Source organism: Corynebacterium sp. HMSC034B08, assembly GCF_001835805.1.
Taxonomy (GTDB): domain Bacteria; phylum Actinomycetota; class Actinomycetes; order Mycobacteriales; family Mycobacteriaceae; genus Corynebacterium; species Corynebacterium coyleae.
Window position 1 is genome coordinate 1 of record NZ_KV825947.1, and the last position, 20,557, is coordinate 20,557.

Consider the following 20,557-nt stretch of genomic DNA (forward strand, 5'->3'; position numbering starts at 1 on the left):
CCCCCGTTTTACGAGCACACACGCAGCAACAGCCCTCAAGACACGAAAACACCGTGTTTCAACCCCACGAACACACCAGTCCACCACCCCAACGCTCATCGTCTAGCTCCCTGAAACACCAGCTAGACGTGTTATGTCCATAGAGTTTTTGGACAAGGAGTCCAGTCACTTATTGGACAAGGAGTCCGGTCACTTTCTGGACACGTCCTAGCCGTAGTTTTTCCGGGTGGGTTTGGCTCGCTTTGGTCTGGGTTTGGATAGGTCATGACGTAGCTTCGGTGGACGACGGTGCGTCATACCTTCGACGTGGTTGATGTTGATCTGTCCACCGGTGGGGCGGTGTTTGAGCTTGATCGGCAACGGAAAACTAAACAGGAATTCTCCGTCGTGAGCGGTGTAGAACTCGGCGACATTATCGACGGTGACGTGACTAAAGATATCTCTGTCTGCAAAGCGAAGACCGACATAGAGCGAGTAGCCGCAAACGGCAACGACACCGTGACGGTTGATGCGAAGCTCCAGTGGCACATCGATGTATTCGTATTCGAGTTTCTCCAACTCGTCTATGCTGGTTATATCCGTGTGTGATGCACCTGGTGTGGTGATTACAGGAACGGTTTTGAACCTGGGCGAAGTGGCAGCTTCCCCAGGATCTTTTACATCCGCAGGCTTCGGCTGTGCATGCGGGTTGTTGGCAAGGTTGTAGTCAACAACGCGTTGCCATATCACTTCAGGATCCAGCGGATCTGTTGGTGATTCAGCCTGCGGGAACGTCTCCCAAGCCTGTTGCGGTGTGATGTGCATTTTGCCGACAAGCAGGCTTTGATGCCTCCGGTGAGTGTTGTACACCTCACGGTAGGCCACGATCGCTGCTTGCAACTCGTTAAACGTTGTTGGTGTGCGCGCATCAAGAAACTGCACCAAGGTGCGATGGGAGCGTTCGTCTTTGCCTTGCGTTCTGGGAGCAAACCCAGCGATCGCGACGACGCCTTGTTCAGCCAGCCATATTTCCGTTGCTGACAAACGCCCACGGTGGTAGGTGGCAAATGCTTCACTTGTTGCGCGGGGGTATCTAGTAACACCGTGGTGACTATCGGGTAACGCAATGGTGAGTATCGAGTAACGCTTTGGGAGAAGATTCTTCTGACCGCGTGGCAAAAGAACACGCGGCATCATCAGAGGAGTCTGATCGTGACTGATTACCGGGCCGTGATGGACCTTGTCTTACAAGGCTGGTCCGCCAAATCTGCTCGACACTGCGGGTCAACGATTGTCACCTCTCAGTTCACGCCCGATGAGCGGTACAAGTCCATCCCGGATGCCGTCATCGCCGAGTCGATGCTGAATCGGCTTGTCGTTGGCGCTGAGATCATCATGCTGGACGGACCGAACATGCGCCTAGAAGCCAATACGAAGTAGCGGATCATGGTCTATGCCCGGGTGTTACTCGATACTCACCCGCGCGTTACTGGATACTCACCACAGCGTTACTAAATCCGTGGTCCTAACATCACTGTTGTCCGATAAGAGTTCTTGTGGTTTGCGGTAGTTATCAAAGGCTGCCGCCAACGTGGTGCGAGCGTCTTCGCCGTTTTCAGGACGCATAAACGCTTTCGTTCCTACGTCGAATCTGCTGGCGTCATCGATGACCTGATAGATCGTGGCCTGGGTGTGGTCAACATCGAACAGGCGGTAGACCAAAGCGTCGATCTGCCACAACTCGCAGACAAAATCGCGGGCGAAACGCTTATAAGAACTGCGTGGACGCTTACGCGCGTTGACATCGACCAAACCAGCGTTGTGCAGCCAGGTAGCAATTGTTGTGCGCGATGGAGTGCACTCTGGGCCAACTGCGTCGTACAAGCGGTAGTAGGTCGACAACGGGCCGCAGTCCAATCCCTGCTCTTGCAGATCGAACCGTGCGTTAATGACAGCCTGGTAGTCAGCGTCTGTGTATTTGCGGGCAGGGTTTTTCGGAGCAGTGCTATCCGGCAGAATGCCGGACCGTCCACGTTCGGTGATGCGGTTTTTCACGTTGTGAAACGTCTGGCGTGAGATCTGTTCTTCTTTACAAAACTGCGTGATGGTCTTGCCGTCGCGGACCGGATCAAAATCCGCGATCTTTCTGCGCTTGTGCGATGAAATAGCCATCCACCCATTCCACCCGCACGCTGTCCAAAAAGTGTGTGGACATCGTGTCCAATAAGTGACTGGACTCCTTGTCCAATAAGTCACGAGACATGACAAACACCAGCTAGACGATCAGCCCCATAACGACAAACAACCCCAACACCACCAGGGCAAACACAGAGACCAAAACGAGATCGTCTAGCAACATCACAAGCCCAGCTAGACGATGAGAAAGGCCGCAACAACCAGCCCCCGAACTCCCCCTAAAACCCCCTAAAAGCGCCCTAGTGCCACGTGACCTCGGTGTAGGAGATGGTGGTGATGATGCGCTCGCGCAGCGGCTCAGGAGCCTTCGTTGGCTGGCAGCAATCCCGGACGATCGCACGCACGGCCCGCTCAGACTCGGCAATACTGCGACACTCCGGACATTGCGCGATCTCGGAGGTGATTTCCTCGCGGCGCTGTGGGGAAGTTTCTTCGTCGAAAAGTTCGCACAGCAGGCGGTATGTCGCTTCGCATCCGTGTCCCGTAGCCATTACTTCTCCTTCGCCGCAGTGTCGGTGTCCTGCATGTCCGCGTGGTCGAGGCCAATGCCTCGTTCCTTCGCCACGTCTTTCAACATGCCGCGCAGTTGTTTTCTTCCACGGTGCAGTCGGCTCATGACAGTGCCCATAGGGATGTCCAGCACATCGGCGATTTCCTTGTACGCCAGCCCTTCAACATCGGCGTAGTAGACCACCATGCGGTAGTCCTCGTTCAACGCGTTGAGCGCCTCGGAGATCCGCGAGTTCGGCATTGCCTTGAGCGCTTCAACCTCGGCGGATTCCAGTCCCGTCGAGTCGTGCGAGCTCGAGGAGTACAACTGGTAATCCGTCACTTCGTCCGCGGAGGTTTCCAGCGGCCGGCGCTGTTTCTTGCGGTACGAGTTGATGTAGGTGTTGGTCATGATCCGGTACAGCCACGCCTTGAGATTGGTACCGGGCGTGAAGCTGTCGAAGTTTTTGTACGCCTTGAGGTAGGTCTCTTGCACCAGGTCTTCGGCGTCTTGCGGGTTGCGGGTCATGCGCAGGGCTCCGCCGTAGAGTTGGTCGAGCAGCGGCATGGCTTCTTCGGCGAAGCGTGCCTTTGCTTCTTGATCAAGCCCGGTTTCGGGCATGCTCGCTATTGTAGGTCAGCGCTAAAATCGCCCCATGGCTGCTAAGACTCGCGCACTGAGCGCCCTTTCTCAAACCCCTCATGAGGTGCTCGAATACACCCCGAGCAAGGATCATTTCGGCGCACATTCTGCTGCTGAGTTGGGCCGTGACCCCCACACGGTGCTGAAGACTTTGGTGATCCATCACGAACGCGACATGGCGATCTGTTGCGTGCCCGTCGCCGGCCACCTTTCGCTCAAGGCGGCGGCGAAAGCGCTGGGTTGGAAGCGTGCGGAGATGACCGATCCTGCTCAGGCGCAGCGTGCGACCGGCTATGTCGTGGGCGGGATCTCCCCGCTGGGCACCACCAAGCGCATGCCTACGCTTATCGACGACTCCGTCGCCGACCTTGCAACCATCACGGTATCCGCCGGCCAGCGGGGCCTTTCTATTGCGCTGTCGCCTACCGACCTGGCGGAGCTGACCAACGCGAAGTTCGCGCCTATCGGGACTGAATAGCCCTGGACTAGCCCGAGATCAACTCCGCGTAGTCGTTGCGCACGTTGCCTACTTCCTTTGCGGCCTCGTTCCACTGCAACGTGTCGGCCACGCGCGAGGGGTGCACAAGTTCTAACGCTTCCTCTGGGGTGCCGTCGACCCACTGGCGGATTTCGTCGTCACGCAGAAAGAGCGGTAGGCGGTGGTGGAGCCAGGCCATGTTGTCGGTGGCGTCGGTGGTGATCATCGTGGTGGATAGCCGGTCCAGCCCGGTCTCCCACAGTGCCGCCGCGTACAGCAAGCCCTCTGCGGGGCGCACGTAGTAGGGCTGCTTGCCGGATTCGGTTTGCTTCCACTCGTAGTAGCCGTCGAGCACCATCAGCCCGCGCCGCGCCTTGAACGCGCTGCGGAACGAGGGCTTCTCCGCCACCGTCTCTCCGCGTGCGTTGAACAGAGGCATGCCGGTGTCGTCTTTCTTCCAGGTTGGGAGGAGGCCCCAGCGGGCGGCGTCGATACGCGCAGTCTGCTCTGCGACCCGGATGAGCGGCACCTGGTTTGTCGGCGCGATGTTGTAGCGCGACGGCGGGGTGCCGTCGGGCGCTTCGACATGGTTGATGCCGGGCAGGGTGGCTACCTCGGAGAGGAGCTCGTCGCCAGTAGTGAAAAGAACGAATCGTCCGCACATGCGCTCCATTATTATGACGTTCATGACGAACATGTGGCCCGCACCGTTCCATCCGGCCCCGATCACCCACACGCAGCGGGTGCCGGGGTCAAAGTCCATGACTAACCGCGCCTACGTGCTGGCGGCACTTGCCGCTGGTCCGTCGACGATGACTGGGGCGCTGCGCTCACGCGATACGGATCTTATGGAGGCCGCACTGGCGTCCATGGGCACCGGCTTCGAGCACGACCGCGACGTCATCCGTGTGACCCCGGGCGAGTTGCGCGGCGCGGAGGTTGATTGCGGTCTTGCTGGCACCGTGATGCGGTTTGTGCCGCCGGTTGCGGCGTTTGCTCAGGGGCCTGTGCTTTTCGACGGCGACCCCCACGCCCGCAACCGCCCCATCGCGGTTATCCTCGACGCCCTTCGCACCCTCGGCGTGTCCGTTGCGGGTGACGGGATGCCGTTTACCGTCCACGGCACCGGCAAGGCTGACGGCGGCCCGGTGGAGATCGACGCCTCCGGCTCCTCCCAGTTCGTATCGGGCCTGCTTCTGTCTGCGCCTCGGTTCGAGCGTGGCGTGTCCATCCGCCACACGGGTGGCATGTTGCCGTCGATGCCGCACATTGAGATGACGGTGGCCATGCTCGCAGAGGCTGGCGTGAAGGTCACCGCTACCCGTGACACCTGGGACGTTGCCCCGCAGCCGATCCGCGGCACTAACTGGGTGATCGAGCCCGACTTGTCCAACGCAGCACCCTTCCTCGCCGCGGCAGCTGTCACTGGCGGCGAGGTGCGTATCCCGAACTGGCCGCTGCGCACCACCCAGCCGGGTGCAGTGATCCGTACCGTCTTGGAGCGCATGGGCTGCGAGGTCGACCTCATCGCCGACGGCGCCACCCAGACCCTGCGCGTGCGCGGCCCGAAGCCTGGCACTTTAAAGGGCATTCGACTCGACATGAGCGACATCGGCGAGTTGGCCCCCACCGTCGCCGCCATCGCGGCGTGCGCCTCCACCCCGAGCGAGCTAACCGGCATTGCGCACCTGCGCGGCCACGAGACGGATCGCCTGGCGGCGTTGACCAACGAGATCAACAACGTCGGCGGCAACTGCGAGGAACTCGGCGACGGCCTGCGTATCACTCCGACCGAGATGCATGGCGGGACGTGGCGTTCCTACGACGATCACCGCATGGCCACCGCCGGCGCCATCATCGGTCTGGTTGTGGAGGGCGTCCAGGTGGAAAACATTGCAACCACCGCGAAGACGCTTCCTGGGTTTGAGGACATGTGGTTGGAGATGGTTTCCAAGTAATGCGCCGCAAGTTTTCCGATTACGACGAATCCGACGTCCGCGTCCGCCCCGGCAAGGGCTCACGGCCACGCTCGAAGAACCGCCCGTCGCACGATAATGCCAAGTTCGGTTTGGTCGTGGCTAAGGATCGTGGGCGTTGGGGCGTCGTGCTTGACGACGACGCCACGCGCCTGCAATGCACCCGCGCCCGGGACTTAAAGCGCACCTCGATCGAGGTCGGCGACCGTGTCGGCGTCGTCGGTGACACCTCCGGCGCGAAGGACACGCTGGCGCGCATTGTCAAGCGCGAGGAGCGTTCCTCTGTCCTGCGCCGCACGGCTGACGATACGGACTCGTACGAGCGCATCATCGTCGCCAACGCTGAGCTGTTGCTCATCGTGGTGGCCGCCGCCGATCCCCCACCGCGTACCGGGTTTGTGGAGCGCGCCTTAGTCGCCGCGTTTGTCGGCGGCGTGACCCCGGTGGTGTGCGTGACCAAGTCTGATCTGGCGGACCCTACCGATTTCGAGCGTGAACTCGCCGACCTTGGTGTGGAGGTGCTGCGCACCGGCGTCGACGACGACATCGCGGAACTGCTCACACACATCCGCGACCGCGTTTCTGCGCTGATCGGCCATTCCGGCGTGGGCAAATCCACCCTGGTCAACCGCATCGTCCCGGACGCGGACCGCGAAACTGGCGAGGTCTCCGGCGTGGGCAAGGGCCGCCACACCTCCACCCAGTCCGTGGCGTTGGAGGTGCCCGGCGGCGGCTGGATTATCGACACCCCCGGTATCCGCTCCTTCGGCCTCGCACACGTCGCCCCGGAACAAATCGTGCAGGTCTTCCCCGATCTCGCCGAGGCCGCCGAAGGCTGCTCCCGCGGCTGCACCCACTTGGGTCCGCCTGCGGACCCGGAGTGTGCCTGGGACACGCTCGACGCTGAATCCCCTATCGGGCGCCGCGCGCTGGCTGTGCGCCACCTGCTGGAGGCTCTACACAGCAATAACGAGTGGGAGTTAAAGCAGCTCGAGGAGGAACGCTAACTCGTCTGGGTGGTAGAACGCCATGTAGTTGTCTTGGGCGTCGCCGACGGTCAGCTCCGCGTCTTCGTCGCCAAGATCCGCGGCATCGACCACCTCGATGGCCTTCGCGGTGGCTTCTTCGGATTCCTTGATGTCCACGTGGATCGCCGCGACGTCCTCAAGATTCACCGGGCCGGACAGTTTCACCACAGACTCGCCCATATCGGGTGCTTCGGTCGCGTCCACGTCCACGGAGATGACCACTCGGCGGTGCGGGAAGCGCTCCTCGTCCCCAATGGCGAGCAGGCGTAGCGACGCCAACGCTGCGTCATCGAACGCCACATCTTCGATCTCTTCGAGATCACCCGAGGTGAAGAATTCCTGCAACGCCTTCGTCGCAGAAAAACCCCACCCGCTGCGCGCATGCAACAGACCGTTGTCCTGCAGCGCTTGCAGCATGCCAAAGGTTGCCGGGATGTAGACGCGCACTAGAACTCGCCCTCAATGTCGAACAGGGACTGGATCTCTACCGCAGTGCGGTCCAGCGCGGTGTGCAGGATGCCAATGAGGTTGTATTCCACTGCGGCGCGGATGTTCATGATGTCATCGTCGATCATCACGCACTCGTTCATGTCCAGGCCGATCGCGTCGGCTGCCGCCTGGAACGCTGCACGCTCCGGTTTTTCCACACCGATCTCGCCGGAGAGCACAACCGCGTCGACAACGCCCTTGAACTCCCACTCGCGGATCGCGTCCGCAATCTCGCCCTCAGCTGCCTCGTTGGACAGGATGGCCACGGAGACGTCCTTCTTCTTGGCTTCCTCGATGAGGGTCTTCCAGCGGCTCTGGTCTTCAGCGCCCGTGTCCAGCACACCTGCGTAGTCGATGATCAAACCCTGCACTTCGGCCTTCTTTCGTTAGCTTTCGTTAGCTGCGTATTTCGCGTACGTGATGCGTATTTTAGTGCGCACACTCTTTATTTCATTGCGCCAATCGTGAACAATGATACCTACCCCGCGCCGCGCCCACCCCCTCCCGTGACGGAGGATTCCCACATGCCCACAACCAGGTACTACAGCGTTCCCGGCCACCAGCACATTCAACTCCTCGCACCTGAGCGCCGCACGCCCGCGCCGAAACCGGCGCCGCCGGTGCTCGAGCCGGACACCGCGCTCAGCGCCACACCACAGACCAATCAACGCGTCGACCCTCTCGTGCGCCAGGCCATCAGCGCTGCGTTCGGAGGCTACGACCCGACTGTGATGACAGCCTCGCGGTTCAGTACGTCGGTGCGCACACACATCCGTGCGTATCGACGAGCCCAGCTCCAACTCCGCGCCCACACCCGCAACACCGCAGTCCTGCCCACCCAGCACGTCCGGGTGATCACCTGCCACTCTGGTGAGGCCGGCGAGTTCTACGGCACCGTGGAGAAAGGCGGGCGACGCCTCGCCTTTGCCGCGAAGATGGCGGACGGCAAACTGCAGTCGTTCAAAATACTGGAGCCGCCTGCGCGCAACACGTCGCAGACGGCTCCTCACGCCCTCACCAGGGCGTTGCCCTCAGTGTGAGACCGCACTGGCCCAAACAGTGGCCCCAAACAGTGGGTTCAGCGGCGGTTTTAGACGGTGGCGGTGCCGCCGTCAGTCTCGCCCTCAGCAGCCTGGGCTGGCTGGGTCTCAAACTGCTTACGCATGGCAAACAGCTGGCGCACGGTCTCTTCCTGGATCGCCTCGTTCATGGCGTTGAACATGTCGCCACCCTCCTTCTGGTACTCCACCAGCGGGTCGCGCTGCGCCATCGCACGCAGGCCAATACCTTCCTTGAGGTAGTCCATCTCGTAGAGGTGCTCGCGCCACTTCGTATCGATGATCGGCAGGATCACCATGCGCTCCAGGTTGCGCATCTGCTCTTCGCCGCCGATCGCAGAGATGTTCTCTTCGAGGTTGTCGTAGAGGGCGTTGGCGTCGTCGAGAAGCGCCTGGCGCAACTGTGCCGAGGTCAGCTCACCCGGACGACCGTACTCGTCACCATCGATGAGTTCCTGCGGCGTCACGGACGGGCCGTACAGGGACTCGAGTGCGTGCCAGAGTTCCTCGAGGTTCCAGTCCTCCACGTAGCCTTCCGCGGTCTCCGCATCGACGTACGCAGTGATGGTGGACTCGATCATGCGACGCACCTGGTCCTTGATGTCCTTCGACGCCAGGATCTCCTGACGCTCGCCGTAGACCACCTTGCGCTGCTCGTTGAGCACCTCGTCGTACTTGAGCACGTTCTTACGCATCTCAAAGTTCTGGTTCTCAACCTGCGACTGTGCGCCCTTGATGGCGTTGGACACCATCTTCGCCTCGATCGGCACATCGTCCGGAACGTTGAGGCGGTTCATCATGTTCTCCATGGTCTGACCCACGAAGCGAACCATCAACTCATCGCGCATGGACAGGTAGAAACGGGTCTCGCCCGGGTCACCCTGACGGCCGGAACGGCCACGGAGCTGGTTGTCGATACGACGCGACTCGTGACGCTCCGTACCAATCACGTACAGGCCGCCGGCCTCACGGACTTCATCACCAAGCTTCTTGGAACGTTCCTTCGCCTTCGGCAGTTGATCGTTCCACGCCTCCTGGTAGCGCTCCTCGTCCTCAAACGGGTCGAGGCCCTGCTCCTGCAACTTCGCATCCAAGAGAATTTCCGGGTTGCCACCCAGCACGATATCGGTACCGCGACCAGCCATGTTGGTAGAAACGGTCACTTTGCCCGGCAGGCCAGCCTCAGCGATGATGCGGCCTTCTTCCTCGTGGTGCTTCGCGTTGAGCACGTTGTGGGCAACACCCTTGCGGGTCAGCAGCTGCGACAGGTACTCGGAACGCTCCACCGAGGTGGTACCGACCAGCACCGGCTGGCCCTTCTCCGCGTGCTCCGCAATGTCCTCCGCAACGGCCGCGAACTTTGCTTCCTGCGTCTTGTAGATCAGGTCGTCGCGGTCCACACGCTGGTTCGGACGGTTCGGCGGGATCTGCACAACGTCCATCTTGTAAATCTGGTGCAGCTCGGCCGCCTCAGTCTCAGCGGTACCGGTCATACCCGAGAGCTTGTCGTACAGGCGGAAGTAGTTCTGCAGGGTAACGGTGGCCAGCGTCTGGTTCTCGTTCTTGATCTCCACCTGCTCCTTGGCCTCAATGGCCTGGTGCATGCCCTCATTGTAGCGACGGCCAGCGAGCACACGGCCGGTAAAACCGTCCACGATCATGACCTCACCCTGACGGATGATGTAGTCCTTATCGCGCTCGAAGAGCTCCTTGGCCTTGATCGCGTTGTTGAGGTAGCTCACCAACTGGGAGTGCTCAGGCGCGTACAGGTTGTCAATGCCCAACTGGTCCTCGACGTACTCCACGCCCTCCTCGGAAATACCGACGGTGCGCTTGCGGTGATCCACCTCGTAGTGGATGCCCTCACGCATACGCGGCGCAAGCTGTGCGAACACCGAGTAGAACTGGCTGGACCCATCGACCGGGCCGGAGATGATCAGTGGGGTACGGGCTTCGTCGATAAGAATCGAGTCAACCTCATCCACAATCGCAAAGTTGTGGCCACGCTGCACAATTTCGTTGACCGAACGCGTCATGTTGTCACGCAAGTAGTCAAAGCCCAACTCGTTGTTGGTGCCGTAGGTGATGTCAGCGTCGTACGCCTTCTTGCGCTCCGCCGGACGCATCTCCGACAGAATCACGCCCACCTCCAGGCCGAGGAAGTGGTGCACACGACCCATCATCTCGGCGTCACGCTTAGCCAGGTAGTCGTTCACGGTGACCACGTGCACGCCCTTGCCGGACAGCGCGTTGAGGTACGCCGGCAGCACCGACGTCAGCGTCTTGCCTTCACCGGTCTTCATCTCAGCGACGTTGCCGAAGTGCAGTGCGGCACCACCCATGATCTGCACCTTGTAGTGCTTCTGTCCCAGCACGCGCCACGACGCCTCACGGGCAGTCGCGAACGCGTCGAGCAAAATGTCGTCGAGGCTCGCGCCGTCGGCGATGCGCTGCTTGAACTCGGCGGTCTTCGCCTTAAGTTCCTCATCGGTCAGCGCCGCGTATTCATCGTCCAGGGCCATGACCTGGTCAGCGATCTTCGCCAGGCGCTTGACGGTACGCCCCTCACCGGCGCGGAGCAGCTTCGACAGTCCAAACACGTGAGAAAATCCTTTACTACTGGAGTAGGCAGGGCCAAGGTGTAACAACCCGCCATTGTACGCACGCCCACGTTGCAGAGAACAACCCGGCGTTGCTAATCGACGACAAAACCCGCCCGGCCCCTTTCACAGGACCGTGCGGGTAACAGCGCAAGCGCTACTTCTCGCCTGCTTCGGCTTCCGCCTCATCAGCCAGTTCGATCAAACCGTAATCAAACGCGTGACGGCGGTAGACCACAGCCGGACGGTTCGTCTCCTCGTTGATGAAGAGGTAGAAATCGTGTCCAACCAGCTCCATCTCGCTGAGCGCATCATCCACGCTACGTGGAGCGTTGGAGTGCACCTTGGTACGAACGACCTGACCCGGGGTCAGATCCTCAACCTGATCCTCGTACGGGTCAACATCGTACGGACCCTGCGCAGCAGCCTCGCGAGCCTGCGCTGCCTTCTGCTCAGCCTCAAGCTCAGCGGCCAGCTTGCCGGCGCCCTTCGGTGCACGGTGGCCAGACATCGGAGTGGTGCGACGAGCCTTGACCTTGCGCAGCGAACGCTCCAGCTTTGCCACTGCGGCATCCAAGGCGTTGTAGAAGGTGTCTTCCTTCGCCTCAGCGCGTGCGAGGTGGCCCGAGCCAGTTGCGGTGATCTGGATGCGTTCCGCTTCCTGTTCACGACGCGGATTCGGCTCATGCTTGAGCTCAACGTGGAAGGAATTCAGAGTCGGATCGAGCTTCGCAATCTTTGCCAACTTGCCGCTTACGCGTTCCTGGAAGTGCTCCGGAACCTCAACGTTGCGGCCGGTGATGGTCAACACCACATCGGGTCCGAGACCCTCCCCCTGTGCGCCACCCTGTACGGCATTCTGGTCTGCAGAAGTCATGTGCTTCCTCCCTGTGGGTAGTAGGAACTGTGTCCATCACCACTATACAACTGGTTATGACCAATACACGGGGGTTCGCAAAATGTTCGCTATGAGCTTACTGAGAGCTACGCTGCCGGGTGTTGAGCAGCGGATGCTTAGCTGCGGGTGCTCTGCTTCACGTTTGCACCGAGACCTTCAGCGATGGTCTGGCAGGTGCCCTCATCAGTGTTATCGCAGCGGCCAACCCAGTTCTCGCCGACGATGACTTCCTTTGCGTACGGGAACTGCTCCTCCATGAGGTAGCGCGCATAATCCTCAGGCGTGCCGTCGAGCTTGAATTTGATCTGGCCCTTTTCCTTCTGCATGCACACGCCCTCTTCCTGCTTCAACTCCTGCCAGTTGGTGCAGTCGAAGTCCGTGCCGGCAAGGGCGTCACGGATTTCGGAGACCTCCTGAACACGGGCCTCATGAAGTGGGGTGATCTCTGCAGTCGAGCAACCGACCAACGCGAGAACCGGGGCACACACGAGTGGAAGAAGACGCAATTTCATTCCTGTGACCCTACTGGACACCTGCAAAAACACATATTTGGCCTGCGGTTACGCTGCGCACACGGTCACGCACGCACTCACGTCAACCCCGTGGGCGAGCAGCACGGACACACTGGCCTGGAGGGTGGCTCCGGTGGTCACGACGTCGTCGACAATGACCACGGGACCTGCAGGGATGGCGGCAAGCCGTACTGCTCCGGACAGGTTTGCGCGGCGCGAGGACTCGTCAAGGTTCGACTGATCGGCAGCGCTGGCGTCGAGTAGCAACGCGGGTGCGACACTGCGCCGGGTGGCGCGGCAGATAGCTTCCACGGGGTCGCCGCCGCGGGCGCGTGCCGAGGACACCTTCGTCGGCGCGGGAACCAACACCGCGCCGACTGCGATATCGCCGCGCGCCTCCAAGTAGTCCAGCCCGGCGTTGAGTACCGCACCAACGTGGCGACGCACGGCAAGGTGGTTACGTTCCTTCATTGCCAACACCACCCCACGGTGCGCACCCGCATAGGCTCCCAGTGCGAACACCGGCACCATCGGTGTGGTGTTGGGAAACACGCGCTGCGGCGGATGCGCCAACTCCATCCGGCAGGTAGCGCACAACAGCGGCCCCGGCACGCCGCATCCGGCGCACTTGCGCGGTAGCAGCAACTCCCCGATATCCCCCAGCATCCCTGACTCCCCTACCGCGCGATGATCGGTAGCGCGCGCATACCTTCCAGACCTGGCACCTCACGCCAGATGGGGTTATCCGCACCTGAGGCCGGCACTTGCAATACAGCATTGACGTCAGTGACGTAGAGCATGCTTGGCGACGCCGCCACTGCCACCACCGGAGCCGAAATATTACCCGCCGACAACGCGGTCATAGACGAGCCGTCCTGCTCCACACGCAGCACTGGCGACGGGGCGGAGGTACCGACGATGAGCGAACCATCCGCACGCCACTCGGCAGATACGACACTGCCACCGAGCTCCTGGGCGTACTCGAGCACATTGACAATAGAGCGTTCGCCGGAAGCGCCACGCTGGACAATGCCCGTGTAGAGCTTTCCGTCGATCACCATGACCACGCGGGTGCCGCTGCGCGACAGGCGCAGCACAGAAATGTTGCCGTCCACGCCTTCTGGCAGGTCGACGTGCACCTCGCCGGTGGACAATTCGCCACTGGCTGCGGATTGGACTGTGCGCAGGATCCGCTTGCCGTCTGCAACCGACCACACCGCCGCCGCGTTCGCTTCGAAGCTCGGGCGTGTGAATGTACGCGCCCGCATAACCTCTTCCTCGCGGGCACCGAATTTGCCCACGCGAAGCACATCGTCCTTGTCATCGTCTGGTTTGCCGAAGACAGCAGCCCATTGGCCACCCTTGGCCAGGTCGGCTGAAGTGATCTGGCCAGAGCTGCCGAGGCTGCCGTCGACGGCCTGGGTGGTGCGGCCGTCGACACGCAAAATGCGCCCATCGACGAGCGCGTAGAGCGTGCTTTCACCAGCGGTTTCCACCAGTGGGCTCTCGTCCGCAAAGTCGTCGGTACCGAGTTCGTCAGCGCCTTCGATGAGGGGGCTGCCGTCGGCTTCCAAACGATACGGACCTGTGATGCCGGCGGTGGCAAGGGTCCACACCACTTGGGCAGCAAACTGCGTGCGGCGTGCGGCGTCGACTTCGCTGAAACCAGTAAAGGTAAACGCGCCGTCTTTGAACCCCGTATAGGCCACTTTCGACGGCAACGCATTGGGCAACGCTGGACGCAGACGCTCCGCAGGCCCCTCCATAAGCAACCCGATTAAGTCACCCGCCAGGGCCTCGCGACGCGAGTGAACCCAACGGCGGTCGGTGACCAACTCACGGTCGTCGGCATCAAAGAAGTACAGGTTATACGGCTGATACTGGTTACGCAGCTCAGTTCGCTCCATGACCACACCCGCGGGTAGCGACGAAATACGCCACTGCCCATCGATCATGTCCAGCTCGATTTCTGCCTCGTATTTGCCGCGCTCCGGAGCAAACGATCCCCCAGTGCGCACCGCACCAACCACATTGCCGTGAACCGCAAAGCGACGCTTCCCTGCCGAGGCCCCCGGCAGCGTGGTCACGCCGAAGCTGTCCACGATCAGCTTCTGCCCGCTTGGATCCCACGCCTGGGCAGCGCTCTCCGTCAGGTAAGCACGCGCCATTTCGTAGTCGCCGTCCGGAATCGCCGATGCTGCGTAGAACCCACGCAGCAGCAAGTCTGGCTCCTCATCCTCCGCGGGACCAGCATCCGGCGTCGGAGACTCCGCCGGCGTAAACGGACGCAGCACGTGAGGTGCCGAGTTGGTTGGCAGCGTTGCGCACCCCGACAGCAGGGACATCGCAGTCAACGTGGCCACGGCCGACAACGCCAACGATGCAGCTTTATTCGTCCTCATCGGTGTTCCTCCTGGACTTCAGGCTGCGGATCCGGCGCTACTACACCGGCCCCACTATCGGTGGCCGGATCATCTCCCCCGCTGGTGTCAGCATCGGTAACTCCAACCGCTTCGGTGACAACAGGAGCCCCTTCGATCTCGCCGGAAATCTTGCCCGGCGCGACCAAGTCCAACGGGGCGACGTTGATTTTCGCCCCGACTTCTCTCGGCAACACCAGGCGGAATTGGGAACCCACGCCGTGCGTGCCAGCGGCGTCGAGGATGCCGCCGTGCAATAGCGCATCCTCGCGCGCAATAGCCAGGCCCAGGCCGGTGCCGCCCGAGTGGCGCTTGCGGGACTTGTCCGCGCGCCAGAAGCGGTTGAACACTAACTCGTCTTGGCCTTCCTTCAGCCCAACACCGCGGTCGGTGACGGTGATTGCCACGGCCTCGTCGTTGGAATGCATCACAACCTTCACCGGGTTGCCCTCCGAGTGGTCGATGGCGTTGGCCACCAGGTTGCGCACGATGCGCTCGATACGCCGTGGGTCACCCTCGATCGTCTGTGGTTCCTCCGGGATGTCAAAGTCGACTTCCACATCCAATTCGTCGGCAAGGTGCTGGGTTTGCTGCCATGCAGACTCCACCGGCCCGCGAGCATCCATGCTGGTGGTGGAGAGTTCGGCCACGCCGGCGTCGTGACGCGAAATCTCCAGCAAATCATTAAGCAGCGCCTCGAAGCGGTCAAGTTCCTTGATCATCAACTGGGAAGCGCGCTTGGTCGACGGTTCGAGCGAATCCTCGTTCGCCGCGATCATGTCTGCGGCCATACGCACCGTAGTCAGCGGCGTGCGCAACTCGTGGGAAACATCAGAGGTGAACTGGCGCTGCAGGTCACCGTATTCCTCCAGGTTGTTGATCTGCTTAGACAGCGTGTCCGCCATGTTGTTGAAGGACATGGCCAGCACTGCCATTTCGTCTTCGCCATCGACCGGCATGCGCTCGCGCAGGTGACCGGACGCGAAACGCTGGGCAGTTCTCGACGCCGAGCGCACCGGCGCCACAATCTGCTGCGACGCAAGCCACGCAATGCCCATCAAAAGCACCACGACGATCACCGCAGCGATAGCCAAAATGCCACGCATCAGTGCAACGGTGGTGGTTTCGCTCTCCATATTCATGACCAGGTAGAGCTGCAGATTCGGGATATCCGCATTCGTTGGTGTACCGACGATTAACGCGTCATACAACGTCGCATCCGGCCGTTCCACAGTGGCGAATTGGTAGGCCACATTTCCGTCGTTGACGAACTGCGCTAAGCGCTCTGGGATCTGGTACGACTCCGGCGACGAGGTCACCACCCCGCCACCGCTTTCCGCCACCAAGACCGGCTCGTAAAAGCTCGACGTGTCCGAGTGTTCCTGTGCGCGCTGGGTCAAACCTGCACGGGCTGAGTTCAAGCGCGCCTGCAGCGAGGCGGAACTGCCGCTGTTGTCCAGCTGGTATTCGACGGTGGCGCGTGCGCGCTCGATCTCCACACTCGCGGTTTCCAGCTTCGCCTCGGTGATGCGGCTAGTGACCACCGACGCCAGCACAAACCCAAGCACGGACATCACGATTGCGGACACGATGAGTACCGTGCCCACGAACCTCACCTGCAACGAGGTCGACCATGCGTGCGCTACGCGTTCGCGTGCGCGTTTGAGCGCATTCAGCGACTACACCCCCGGCTTGCCGGTCTTATAGCCCACACCACGCACAGTGAGGATGATCTCCGGGTTCTCCGGGTCGTGCTCAATCTTGGAGCGCAGACGCTGGACATGCACGTTAACCAGGCGCGTATCCGAAGCGTTGCGGTAGCCCCACACGGACTCCAGCAGCTCCTCGCGGGTGTGCACCTGATTCGGCTTCTGCGCCATCTCCAGCAAAAGGTCAAACTCGAGCGGGGTCAGCTGAATTTCCTGGCCGCCGCGAGTCACGGTGTGCTGCGGAACGTCAATGGTCAGATCGCCAACCTCGTAGATTTCCGCCGGCTCGTCGTCAGTACGACGCAGACGCGCGCGGATTCGGGCGACCAGTTCCTTCGGCTTGAAGGGTTTGGTGATGTAGTCGTCCGCACCAGACTCCAGTCCAAGCACCACGTCCACCGTGTCGGTCTTCGCTGTCAGCATGACAATCGGCACGGCGGACTGCTTGCGGATCTCGCGGCAAATATCAATGCCGTTGACGCCTGGCAGCATCAGGTCGAGCAGGATCAGATCCGGATCAAAGCTGCGCCACGCGCCAACGGCCTCAGCGCCATCGGTGACGGAACTCGTCTCAAACCCCTCGGCCTCAAGCACGATGGTGAGCATCTCGTTGATCGCCGGGTCATCGTCCACGACCAGGATCTTGTGGGCCACATGTACTCCTTTGTCAGGGCTTTTATGGGGGTTGAAATGACGAGGCTTATGCCAGGTCGCGTATTGCCTGAATGATAACCGCAGGATCCGAGCCGCGTACCCACGGCCCACCCCACGACATTTCCGCCAGCCGTCCGTACATCGCATACGTTGCGGCCTGCAGGCCACCATCGCGTTCGTAGCGATCGCGCGCACGCGTTGCGTCCTGCGTCTCGCGCTTCGCTGCGCGTTCCCGCGCAAGCTCAGGGCTCGTATCGACGAGCACCTGCAAGTCCGGCCTCGGCAACCCCAAACGCCCAAACTCCAGGTCTTCCACCCAGCGCAAGGCGGCATCGTCACCGGTGCGCGCAGTGGTGTACGCGGCGTTAGAGGCCACGTAGCGGTCCAGGATGAGGGCGCGGGACGGATCGTCGACGTACTCGTCGAGAAGCGCCTTCGCCCCATGACGGTCAAGTGCGAACAGTGTCGCCATCGCAAACGCGGAATCCGTCACATCCCCCATGCGCCCGTGCAGCGCGTCTTGTGCGAGCTGGGCGTGAATGGAGTCCTCGTAACGCGGAAACGCAAGCGTGTCGGCGTTGAGTTCCTTCTTGATCGCGGTGACAAGCGTGTTCTTGCCCGCGCCATCGATACCTTCAAACGCAATAATCATGGCCGCAAACCGTTAGGCCAGCGCCTCGAGGAACTGCTCAAGGTCCGCCTCGGTCTCCACTGCTTCCAGCACCGCAGCAGCAGCCTCGACGAGCTTCTCGTCGATCTCGTCCGGGCGCAGACGGATGAACGGGTACGCCTCTGCCACATCACCGGCAGAAAAAGGTGCACCCGACCAAATTGCAGCGATCGTCGCCGCAGCCTGGCCGTTGAGGATCTCATCTTCGCTTGCGGAATCCCCATTTGCGGCGAGGAGCACGGCGTCACGCACTGCTTCCACAATCTCGTCGGTATCCAGGTCAGAGATCTCGTCGAGGAAATCTGCATTGGTGTCAATGGTGAAAATCTGCTCGTCCCAGGTCGTCACTGTGACGCTCCTTCCGTCTGTATCGAGTGCTGCAAACACGGTATCTATTACGTCTTTATATACGGCACTTGCACCTTATGGGGGTACACCTTCGCCGTACGACGTGCTATAAACATTCCTACACCACCATACTGTTACCAATTCGTGATGTAAGGGCTGCGCGCCGACCGTGGAAGGAGCGGGGACGTGAAACCGACCAACCGCCGTACCGCTGCTCTTTTTGCTGCAGGCTTCGGGCTTGCTGGCCTGACCGGTTGGACCGTATGGGCGTCATCGTCCACCGCACCTTCGGACCACGCAGGCTTTTCCGCCGAGGCCGCAGACACCACCAGCGCGCACTCGACAACCTCAAGCACGTCGAGTTCCCGCACAGCGACCGACTCGTCGACAACAGAAACCTCTGCAGATGGGCGCACTACTGGAAACGATGCACCGGTAGACCAGGACTACAGCGCACAACACGGCATGCAGGGTGGCACGCACCACGTCAACCCGAACTATGCGGCGCAGAACGATCCATACCTGCCACCGCACGCAGTGGTGGGCCAGGCGGATCCGGCGCAGCCGACCAAGGTGTACCGCCCGACCAACATCGTTGTGCCGCCACCGGCCCAGTCGGCCCAGTCGGCCCAGTCGGCCCAGCAGGCACCGCAATCACAGCGATCGGGGCCGCAGTCGGCCTCACAGTCAACCCGCCCGTCTGGAACAACGAGCGAAGAACGGCCGAACCGCCCCGAGACAACGCCTGAGTCCCCGTCGGAGTCCAGGCCGCAGCCAACGCCTGAGGCGTCGCACCCGTCCACACCGGACACGCCTGGCACGTCTGCACAAACGCCGACTGAGACCGACTCGGCAGGCACCTCCGGGGTCCCCACGGCACCATCCGAGCCCGAGCGCGGCCCCGACACATCTGCGGACAACGAGCCGAAGATCAAGGACGGCAAACCCGCACCCGGCTCCTCCCCCGCCGAGCCAACCTCGCGTGAGAACGATCGCGATGAGCACCCCGAAAACAACAAGGCGATTCCTGCAGACCAGCTGGAGGCTCAACTGCAGTCGCAGGCATCTGCGCCCACAACTGCCCGGGCGCGTGTGCCGGGCAAGGAGGACGTGGCCGGATACCCCCAGCCGGATGATGGCTTTAGCCCCCCGCGAGGCGCTTGACCAGATCGCGCGAAGCGTTACACGGTAGCCACAAACACCTGGGTGGGTTCCCCATCCGTTGCAGGCCGCAGGGTCACCGCACCATCGCTTGCGGGAATCCACACAGCCTCCCCAGCGGCGATTGACATTGTCCCGTCCGTGGCGGTGCCCGCGGTGCAGAGTGCGATTGCGGGGCCATCTTCGTCGATACGCAACTCGCCCTGATCAAGCTCGTGCATGCTCACGGTGAAACTCTCCACCGGCAGCACGAATCGCTTCCCACCAGCCACCTCCTCGGTGTCTGCGCGCGGCGATTCCAACGAAGAAAAGTCGAGTACACGCACGAGCTCTGGCACATCTACGTGCTTGGTGGTCAGGCCACCGCGCAGAACGTTGTCGGAGTTTTCCATGACCTCCACGCCGAGACCGCTGAGGTAGGCATGCAGTTGACCTGCGCCGAGGAACGCCGCCTCACCCGGCTTGAGGGTGACAATGTTGAGCAGCAGAGCCGCAAACGCACCAGCGTCGCCCGGGTAACGCTGCGCTAGTTCAAGGAATACCTCGGCTGCTTCCACAACCCACGCAGGGTGGGCTGCGGTGCCTCCATCGGCAATCGTGCGGGCACTATGTCCGACGGCGTCGAGCACCTCCGTCAGCGCGGGCTTGGGTAACGACACCAGGGTAGTAAACAACACCCGCATGTCTCCTGCACCGCCGGCCGCTGGCAGTAGTGCTGCGTAACGGTCCCAGGCTGGGGAGGAAAACGCCTCGAACAACTCGGTCATCTGCGCCACAGGGCGGAACCCCGCCATCGCACGGAACGTAGTCAACGCGACGATAAGTTCCGGCTTCGGGTTCGAGTCCTTGTAGTTGCGCTGCGGGCTGTTGAGGCTGATGCCCTCAGCGTTTTCCCGTTCGAAGCCAGCAACGGCCTGCTCGCGCGACGGGTGCGCTTGGATACTCAGCGGGGAATCCGCCGCGAGCAACTTCACCAAAAACGGCAGTTGCTCGCCATAATGGGCAATCACGCGGTCGCCCAATGCTGCCTGGGGGTCCTCGGCGATGATCTCGTCGAGGCCACGTCCATCAATGGTCGCTGGGGCGGCAGGGTGGGCACCAAACCACAGTTCGGCCTCGGGCTTCTCGCTCGGCGAGGGCGTCCCCCTCAGCTGTGCGAGCAGCGTCCGCGACCCCCATGGGTAGGGTCGCAGTACCCCATCCAATCGCTCCATGTGGCCTCCTTTGGTTCTGCGTGAGCGCAAACGTC

General features: G+C 61.6%; 23 protein-coding genes. 6 read left to right on the forward strand and 17 right to left on the reverse strand.

The genetic code is table 11. From position 1 onward, the window contains the following. Positions 1 to 207: 207 nt before the first annotated feature. Positions 208 to 1,176 carry an integrase core domain-containing protein gene (locus HMPREF2656_RS12455; RefSeq protein ID WP_083319441.1) on the reverse strand — a complete coding sequence of 323 codons (969 nt, stop codon included), beginning with the start codon at positions 1,174 to 1,176 and terminating at the stop codon, positions 208 to 210. Positions 1,177 to 1,191: 15 nt separating this feature from the next. Here HMPREF2656_RS12455 and HMPREF2656_RS04750 point away from each other — a divergent pair, with 15 nt between their 5' ends. After that, a complete protein-coding gene (locus HMPREF2656_RS04750; protein ID WP_070815683.1) occupies positions 1,192 to 1,419 on the forward strand; it encodes a hypothetical protein in 228 nt (75 codons plus the stop codon). A gap of 57 nt (positions 1,420 to 1,476) precedes the next feature. On the opposite strand, the gene HMPREF2656_RS04755 is transcribed toward HMPREF2656_RS04750, so the two are convergent. The 3 genes from HMPREF2656_RS04755 to HMPREF2656_RS04765 form a co-directional block, all read right to left on the reverse strand. Beyond that, on the reverse strand, positions 1,477 to 2,151 hold the full coding sequence (locus HMPREF2656_RS04755; RefSeq protein WP_070815997.1) for a transposase: 675 nt from the start codon (positions 2,149 to 2,151) through the stop codon (positions 1,477 to 1,479). A 263-nt stretch (positions 2,152 to 2,414) separates the two neighbouring features. Beyond that, a complete protein-coding gene (locus HMPREF2656_RS04760) occupies positions 2,415 to 2,666 on the reverse strand; it encodes a hypothetical protein (protein ID WP_070422864.1) in 252 nt (83 codons plus the stop codon). Continuing rightward, positions 2,666 to 3,286 carry a sigma-70 family RNA polymerase sigma factor gene (locus tag HMPREF2656_RS04765; protein ID WP_070815998.1) on the reverse strand — a complete coding sequence of 207 codons (621 nt, stop codon included), beginning with the start codon at positions 3,284 to 3,286 and terminating at the stop codon, positions 2,666 to 2,668. The genes HMPREF2656_RS04760 and HMPREF2656_RS04765 overlap by 1 nt, the downstream gene beginning before the upstream one ends. 34 nt (positions 3,287 to 3,320) lie before the next feature. On the opposite strand from HMPREF2656_RS04765, the gene ybaK reads away from it, so the two are divergent. Beyond that, positions 3,321 to 3,785, forward strand: coding sequence for a Cys-tRNA(Pro) deacylase (gene ybaK / locus HMPREF2656_RS04770; RefSeq protein WP_070482344.1), 465 nt, complete (start codon positions 3,321 to 3,323; stop codon positions 3,783 to 3,785). 7 nt (positions 3,786 to 3,792) lie between these two features. Here the strand turns inward: ybaK and HMPREF2656_RS04775 are convergent, their stop codons facing one another. Next, entirely contained in the window at positions 3,793 to 4,449 is a 657-nt protein-coding gene (locus tag HMPREF2656_RS04775) for an SOS response-associated peptidase (RefSeq protein ID WP_070815999.1), read from the reverse strand. A 13-nt stretch (positions 4,450 to 4,462) separates the two neighbouring features. Between HMPREF2656_RS04775 and aroA the strand changes: the two genes are divergently transcribed. Both aroA and rsgA read left to right on the forward strand, forming a co-directional pair. Further along, a complete protein-coding gene (aroA, locus tag HMPREF2656_RS04780) occupies positions 4,463 to 5,743 on the forward strand; it encodes a 3-phosphoshikimate 1-carboxyvinyltransferase (protein WP_141761015.1) in 1,281 nt (426 codons plus the stop codon). After that, positions 5,743 to 6,768, forward strand: coding sequence for a ribosome small subunit-dependent GTPase A (rsgA, locus tag HMPREF2656_RS04785; RefSeq protein ID WP_070816001.1), 1,026 nt, complete (start codon positions 5,743 to 5,745; stop codon positions 6,766 to 6,768). The genes aroA and rsgA overlap by 1 nt, the downstream gene beginning before the upstream one ends. On the opposite strand, the gene HMPREF2656_RS04790 is transcribed toward rsgA, so the two are convergent. Both HMPREF2656_RS04790 and HMPREF2656_RS04795 read right to left on the reverse strand, forming a co-directional pair. Further along, positions 6,742 to 7,236, reverse strand: a complete 495-nt coding sequence (locus tag HMPREF2656_RS04790) for a DUF6912 family protein (protein WP_180950030.1) — start codon at positions 7,234 to 7,236, stop codon at positions 6,742 to 6,744. The two genes, rsgA and HMPREF2656_RS04790, sit on opposite strands and share 27 nt — an antisense overlap. Further along, on the reverse strand, positions 7,236 to 7,649 hold the full coding sequence (locus HMPREF2656_RS04795; protein WP_070422860.1) for an HAD-IA family hydrolase: 414 nt from the start codon (positions 7,647 to 7,649) through the stop codon (positions 7,236 to 7,238). Before HMPREF2656_RS04795 ends, HMPREF2656_RS04790 begins: the two co-directional genes overlap by 1 nt. Before the next feature lie 153 nt (positions 7,650 to 7,802). On the opposite strand from HMPREF2656_RS04795, the gene HMPREF2656_RS04800 reads away from it, so the two are divergent. Continuing rightward, positions 7,803 to 8,318 (forward strand): hypothetical protein, encoded by a 516-nt coding sequence (locus HMPREF2656_RS04800; protein ID WP_070614824.1) that lies wholly within the window; start codon positions 7,803 to 7,805, stop codon positions 8,316 to 8,318. Between the two features lie 50 nt (positions 8,319 to 8,368). On the opposite strand, the gene secA is transcribed toward HMPREF2656_RS04800, so the two are convergent. The 9 genes from secA to HMPREF2656_RS04845 all read right to left on the reverse strand — a co-directional run bounded on the left by secA (position 8,369) and on the right by HMPREF2656_RS04845 (position 18,147). Further along, positions 8,369 to 10,936: a preprotein translocase subunit SecA gene (gene secA / locus HMPREF2656_RS04805; protein ID WP_070422858.1), complete on the reverse strand. Its 2,568-nt coding sequence runs from the start codon at positions 10,934 to 10,936 to the stop codon at positions 8,369 to 8,371. A 157-nt stretch (positions 10,937 to 11,093) separates the two neighbouring features. Beyond that, positions 11,094 to 11,813, reverse strand: coding sequence for a ribosome hibernation-promoting factor, HPF/YfiA family (gene hpf, locus HMPREF2656_RS04810; RefSeq protein ID WP_070482351.1), 720 nt, complete (start codon positions 11,811 to 11,813; stop codon positions 11,094 to 11,096). Between the two features lie 137 nt (positions 11,814 to 11,950). Then, positions 11,951 to 12,346: a hypothetical protein gene (locus tag HMPREF2656_RS04815; RefSeq protein ID WP_070449560.1), complete on the reverse strand. Its 396-nt coding sequence runs from the start codon at positions 12,344 to 12,346 to the stop codon at positions 11,951 to 11,953. A gap of 48 nt (positions 12,347 to 12,394) precedes the next feature. Beyond that, positions 12,395 to 13,012, reverse strand: a complete 618-nt coding sequence (locus tag HMPREF2656_RS04820; protein ID WP_210400962.1) for a ComF family protein — start codon at positions 13,010 to 13,012, stop codon at positions 12,395 to 12,397. A gap of 11 nt (positions 13,013 to 13,023) precedes the next feature. Continuing rightward, a complete protein-coding gene (gene lpqB, locus HMPREF2656_RS04825; RefSeq protein ID WP_070771969.1) occupies positions 13,024 to 14,748 on the reverse strand; it encodes an MtrAB system accessory lipoprotein LpqB in 1,725 nt (574 codons plus the stop codon). After that, positions 14,745 to 16,442, reverse strand: coding sequence for an MtrAB system histidine kinase MtrB (gene mtrB / locus HMPREF2656_RS04830; RefSeq protein WP_256380954.1), 1,698 nt, complete (start codon positions 16,440 to 16,442; stop codon positions 14,745 to 14,747). Before mtrB ends, lpqB begins: the two co-directional genes overlap by 4 nt. A 3-nt stretch (positions 16,443 to 16,445) precedes the next feature. Next, a complete protein-coding gene (gene mtrA / locus HMPREF2656_RS04835) occupies positions 16,446 to 17,129 on the reverse strand; it encodes an MtrAB system response regulator MtrA (protein WP_083279481.1) in 684 nt (227 codons plus the stop codon). Positions 17,130 to 17,175: 46 nt separating this feature from the next. After that, the gene (locus HMPREF2656_RS04840; RefSeq protein ID WP_070816002.1) at positions 17,176 to 17,781 is read right to left on the reverse strand and encodes a dTMP kinase; all 606 of its coding nucleotides are present in this window, start codon (positions 17,779 to 17,781) and stop codon (positions 17,176 to 17,178) included. Positions 17,782 to 17,793: 12 nt separating this feature from the next. Beyond that, complete coding sequence (locus HMPREF2656_RS04845; RefSeq protein ID WP_070422853.1) at positions 17,794 to 18,147, reverse strand: DUF4259 domain-containing protein; 354 nt, start codon at positions 18,145 to 18,147, stop codon at positions 17,794 to 17,796. A 186-nt stretch (positions 18,148 to 18,333) separates the two neighbouring features. Here HMPREF2656_RS04845 and HMPREF2656_RS12775 point away from each other — a divergent pair, with 186 nt between their 5' ends. Further along, positions 18,334 to 19,311: a hypothetical protein gene (locus HMPREF2656_RS12775; RefSeq protein WP_070482357.1), complete on the forward strand. Its 978-nt coding sequence runs from the start codon at positions 18,334 to 18,336 to the stop codon at positions 19,309 to 19,311. A gap of 17 nt (positions 19,312 to 19,328) precedes the next feature. Here HMPREF2656_RS12775 and manA read toward each other — a convergent pair whose 3' ends face one another. Continuing rightward, positions 19,329 to 20,522: a mannose-6-phosphate isomerase, class I gene (gene manA, locus HMPREF2656_RS04855; RefSeq protein ID WP_070816003.1), complete on the reverse strand. Its 1,194-nt coding sequence runs from the start codon at positions 20,520 to 20,522 to the stop codon at positions 19,329 to 19,331. Between the last annotated feature and the right edge of the window lie 35 nt (positions 20,523 to 20,557).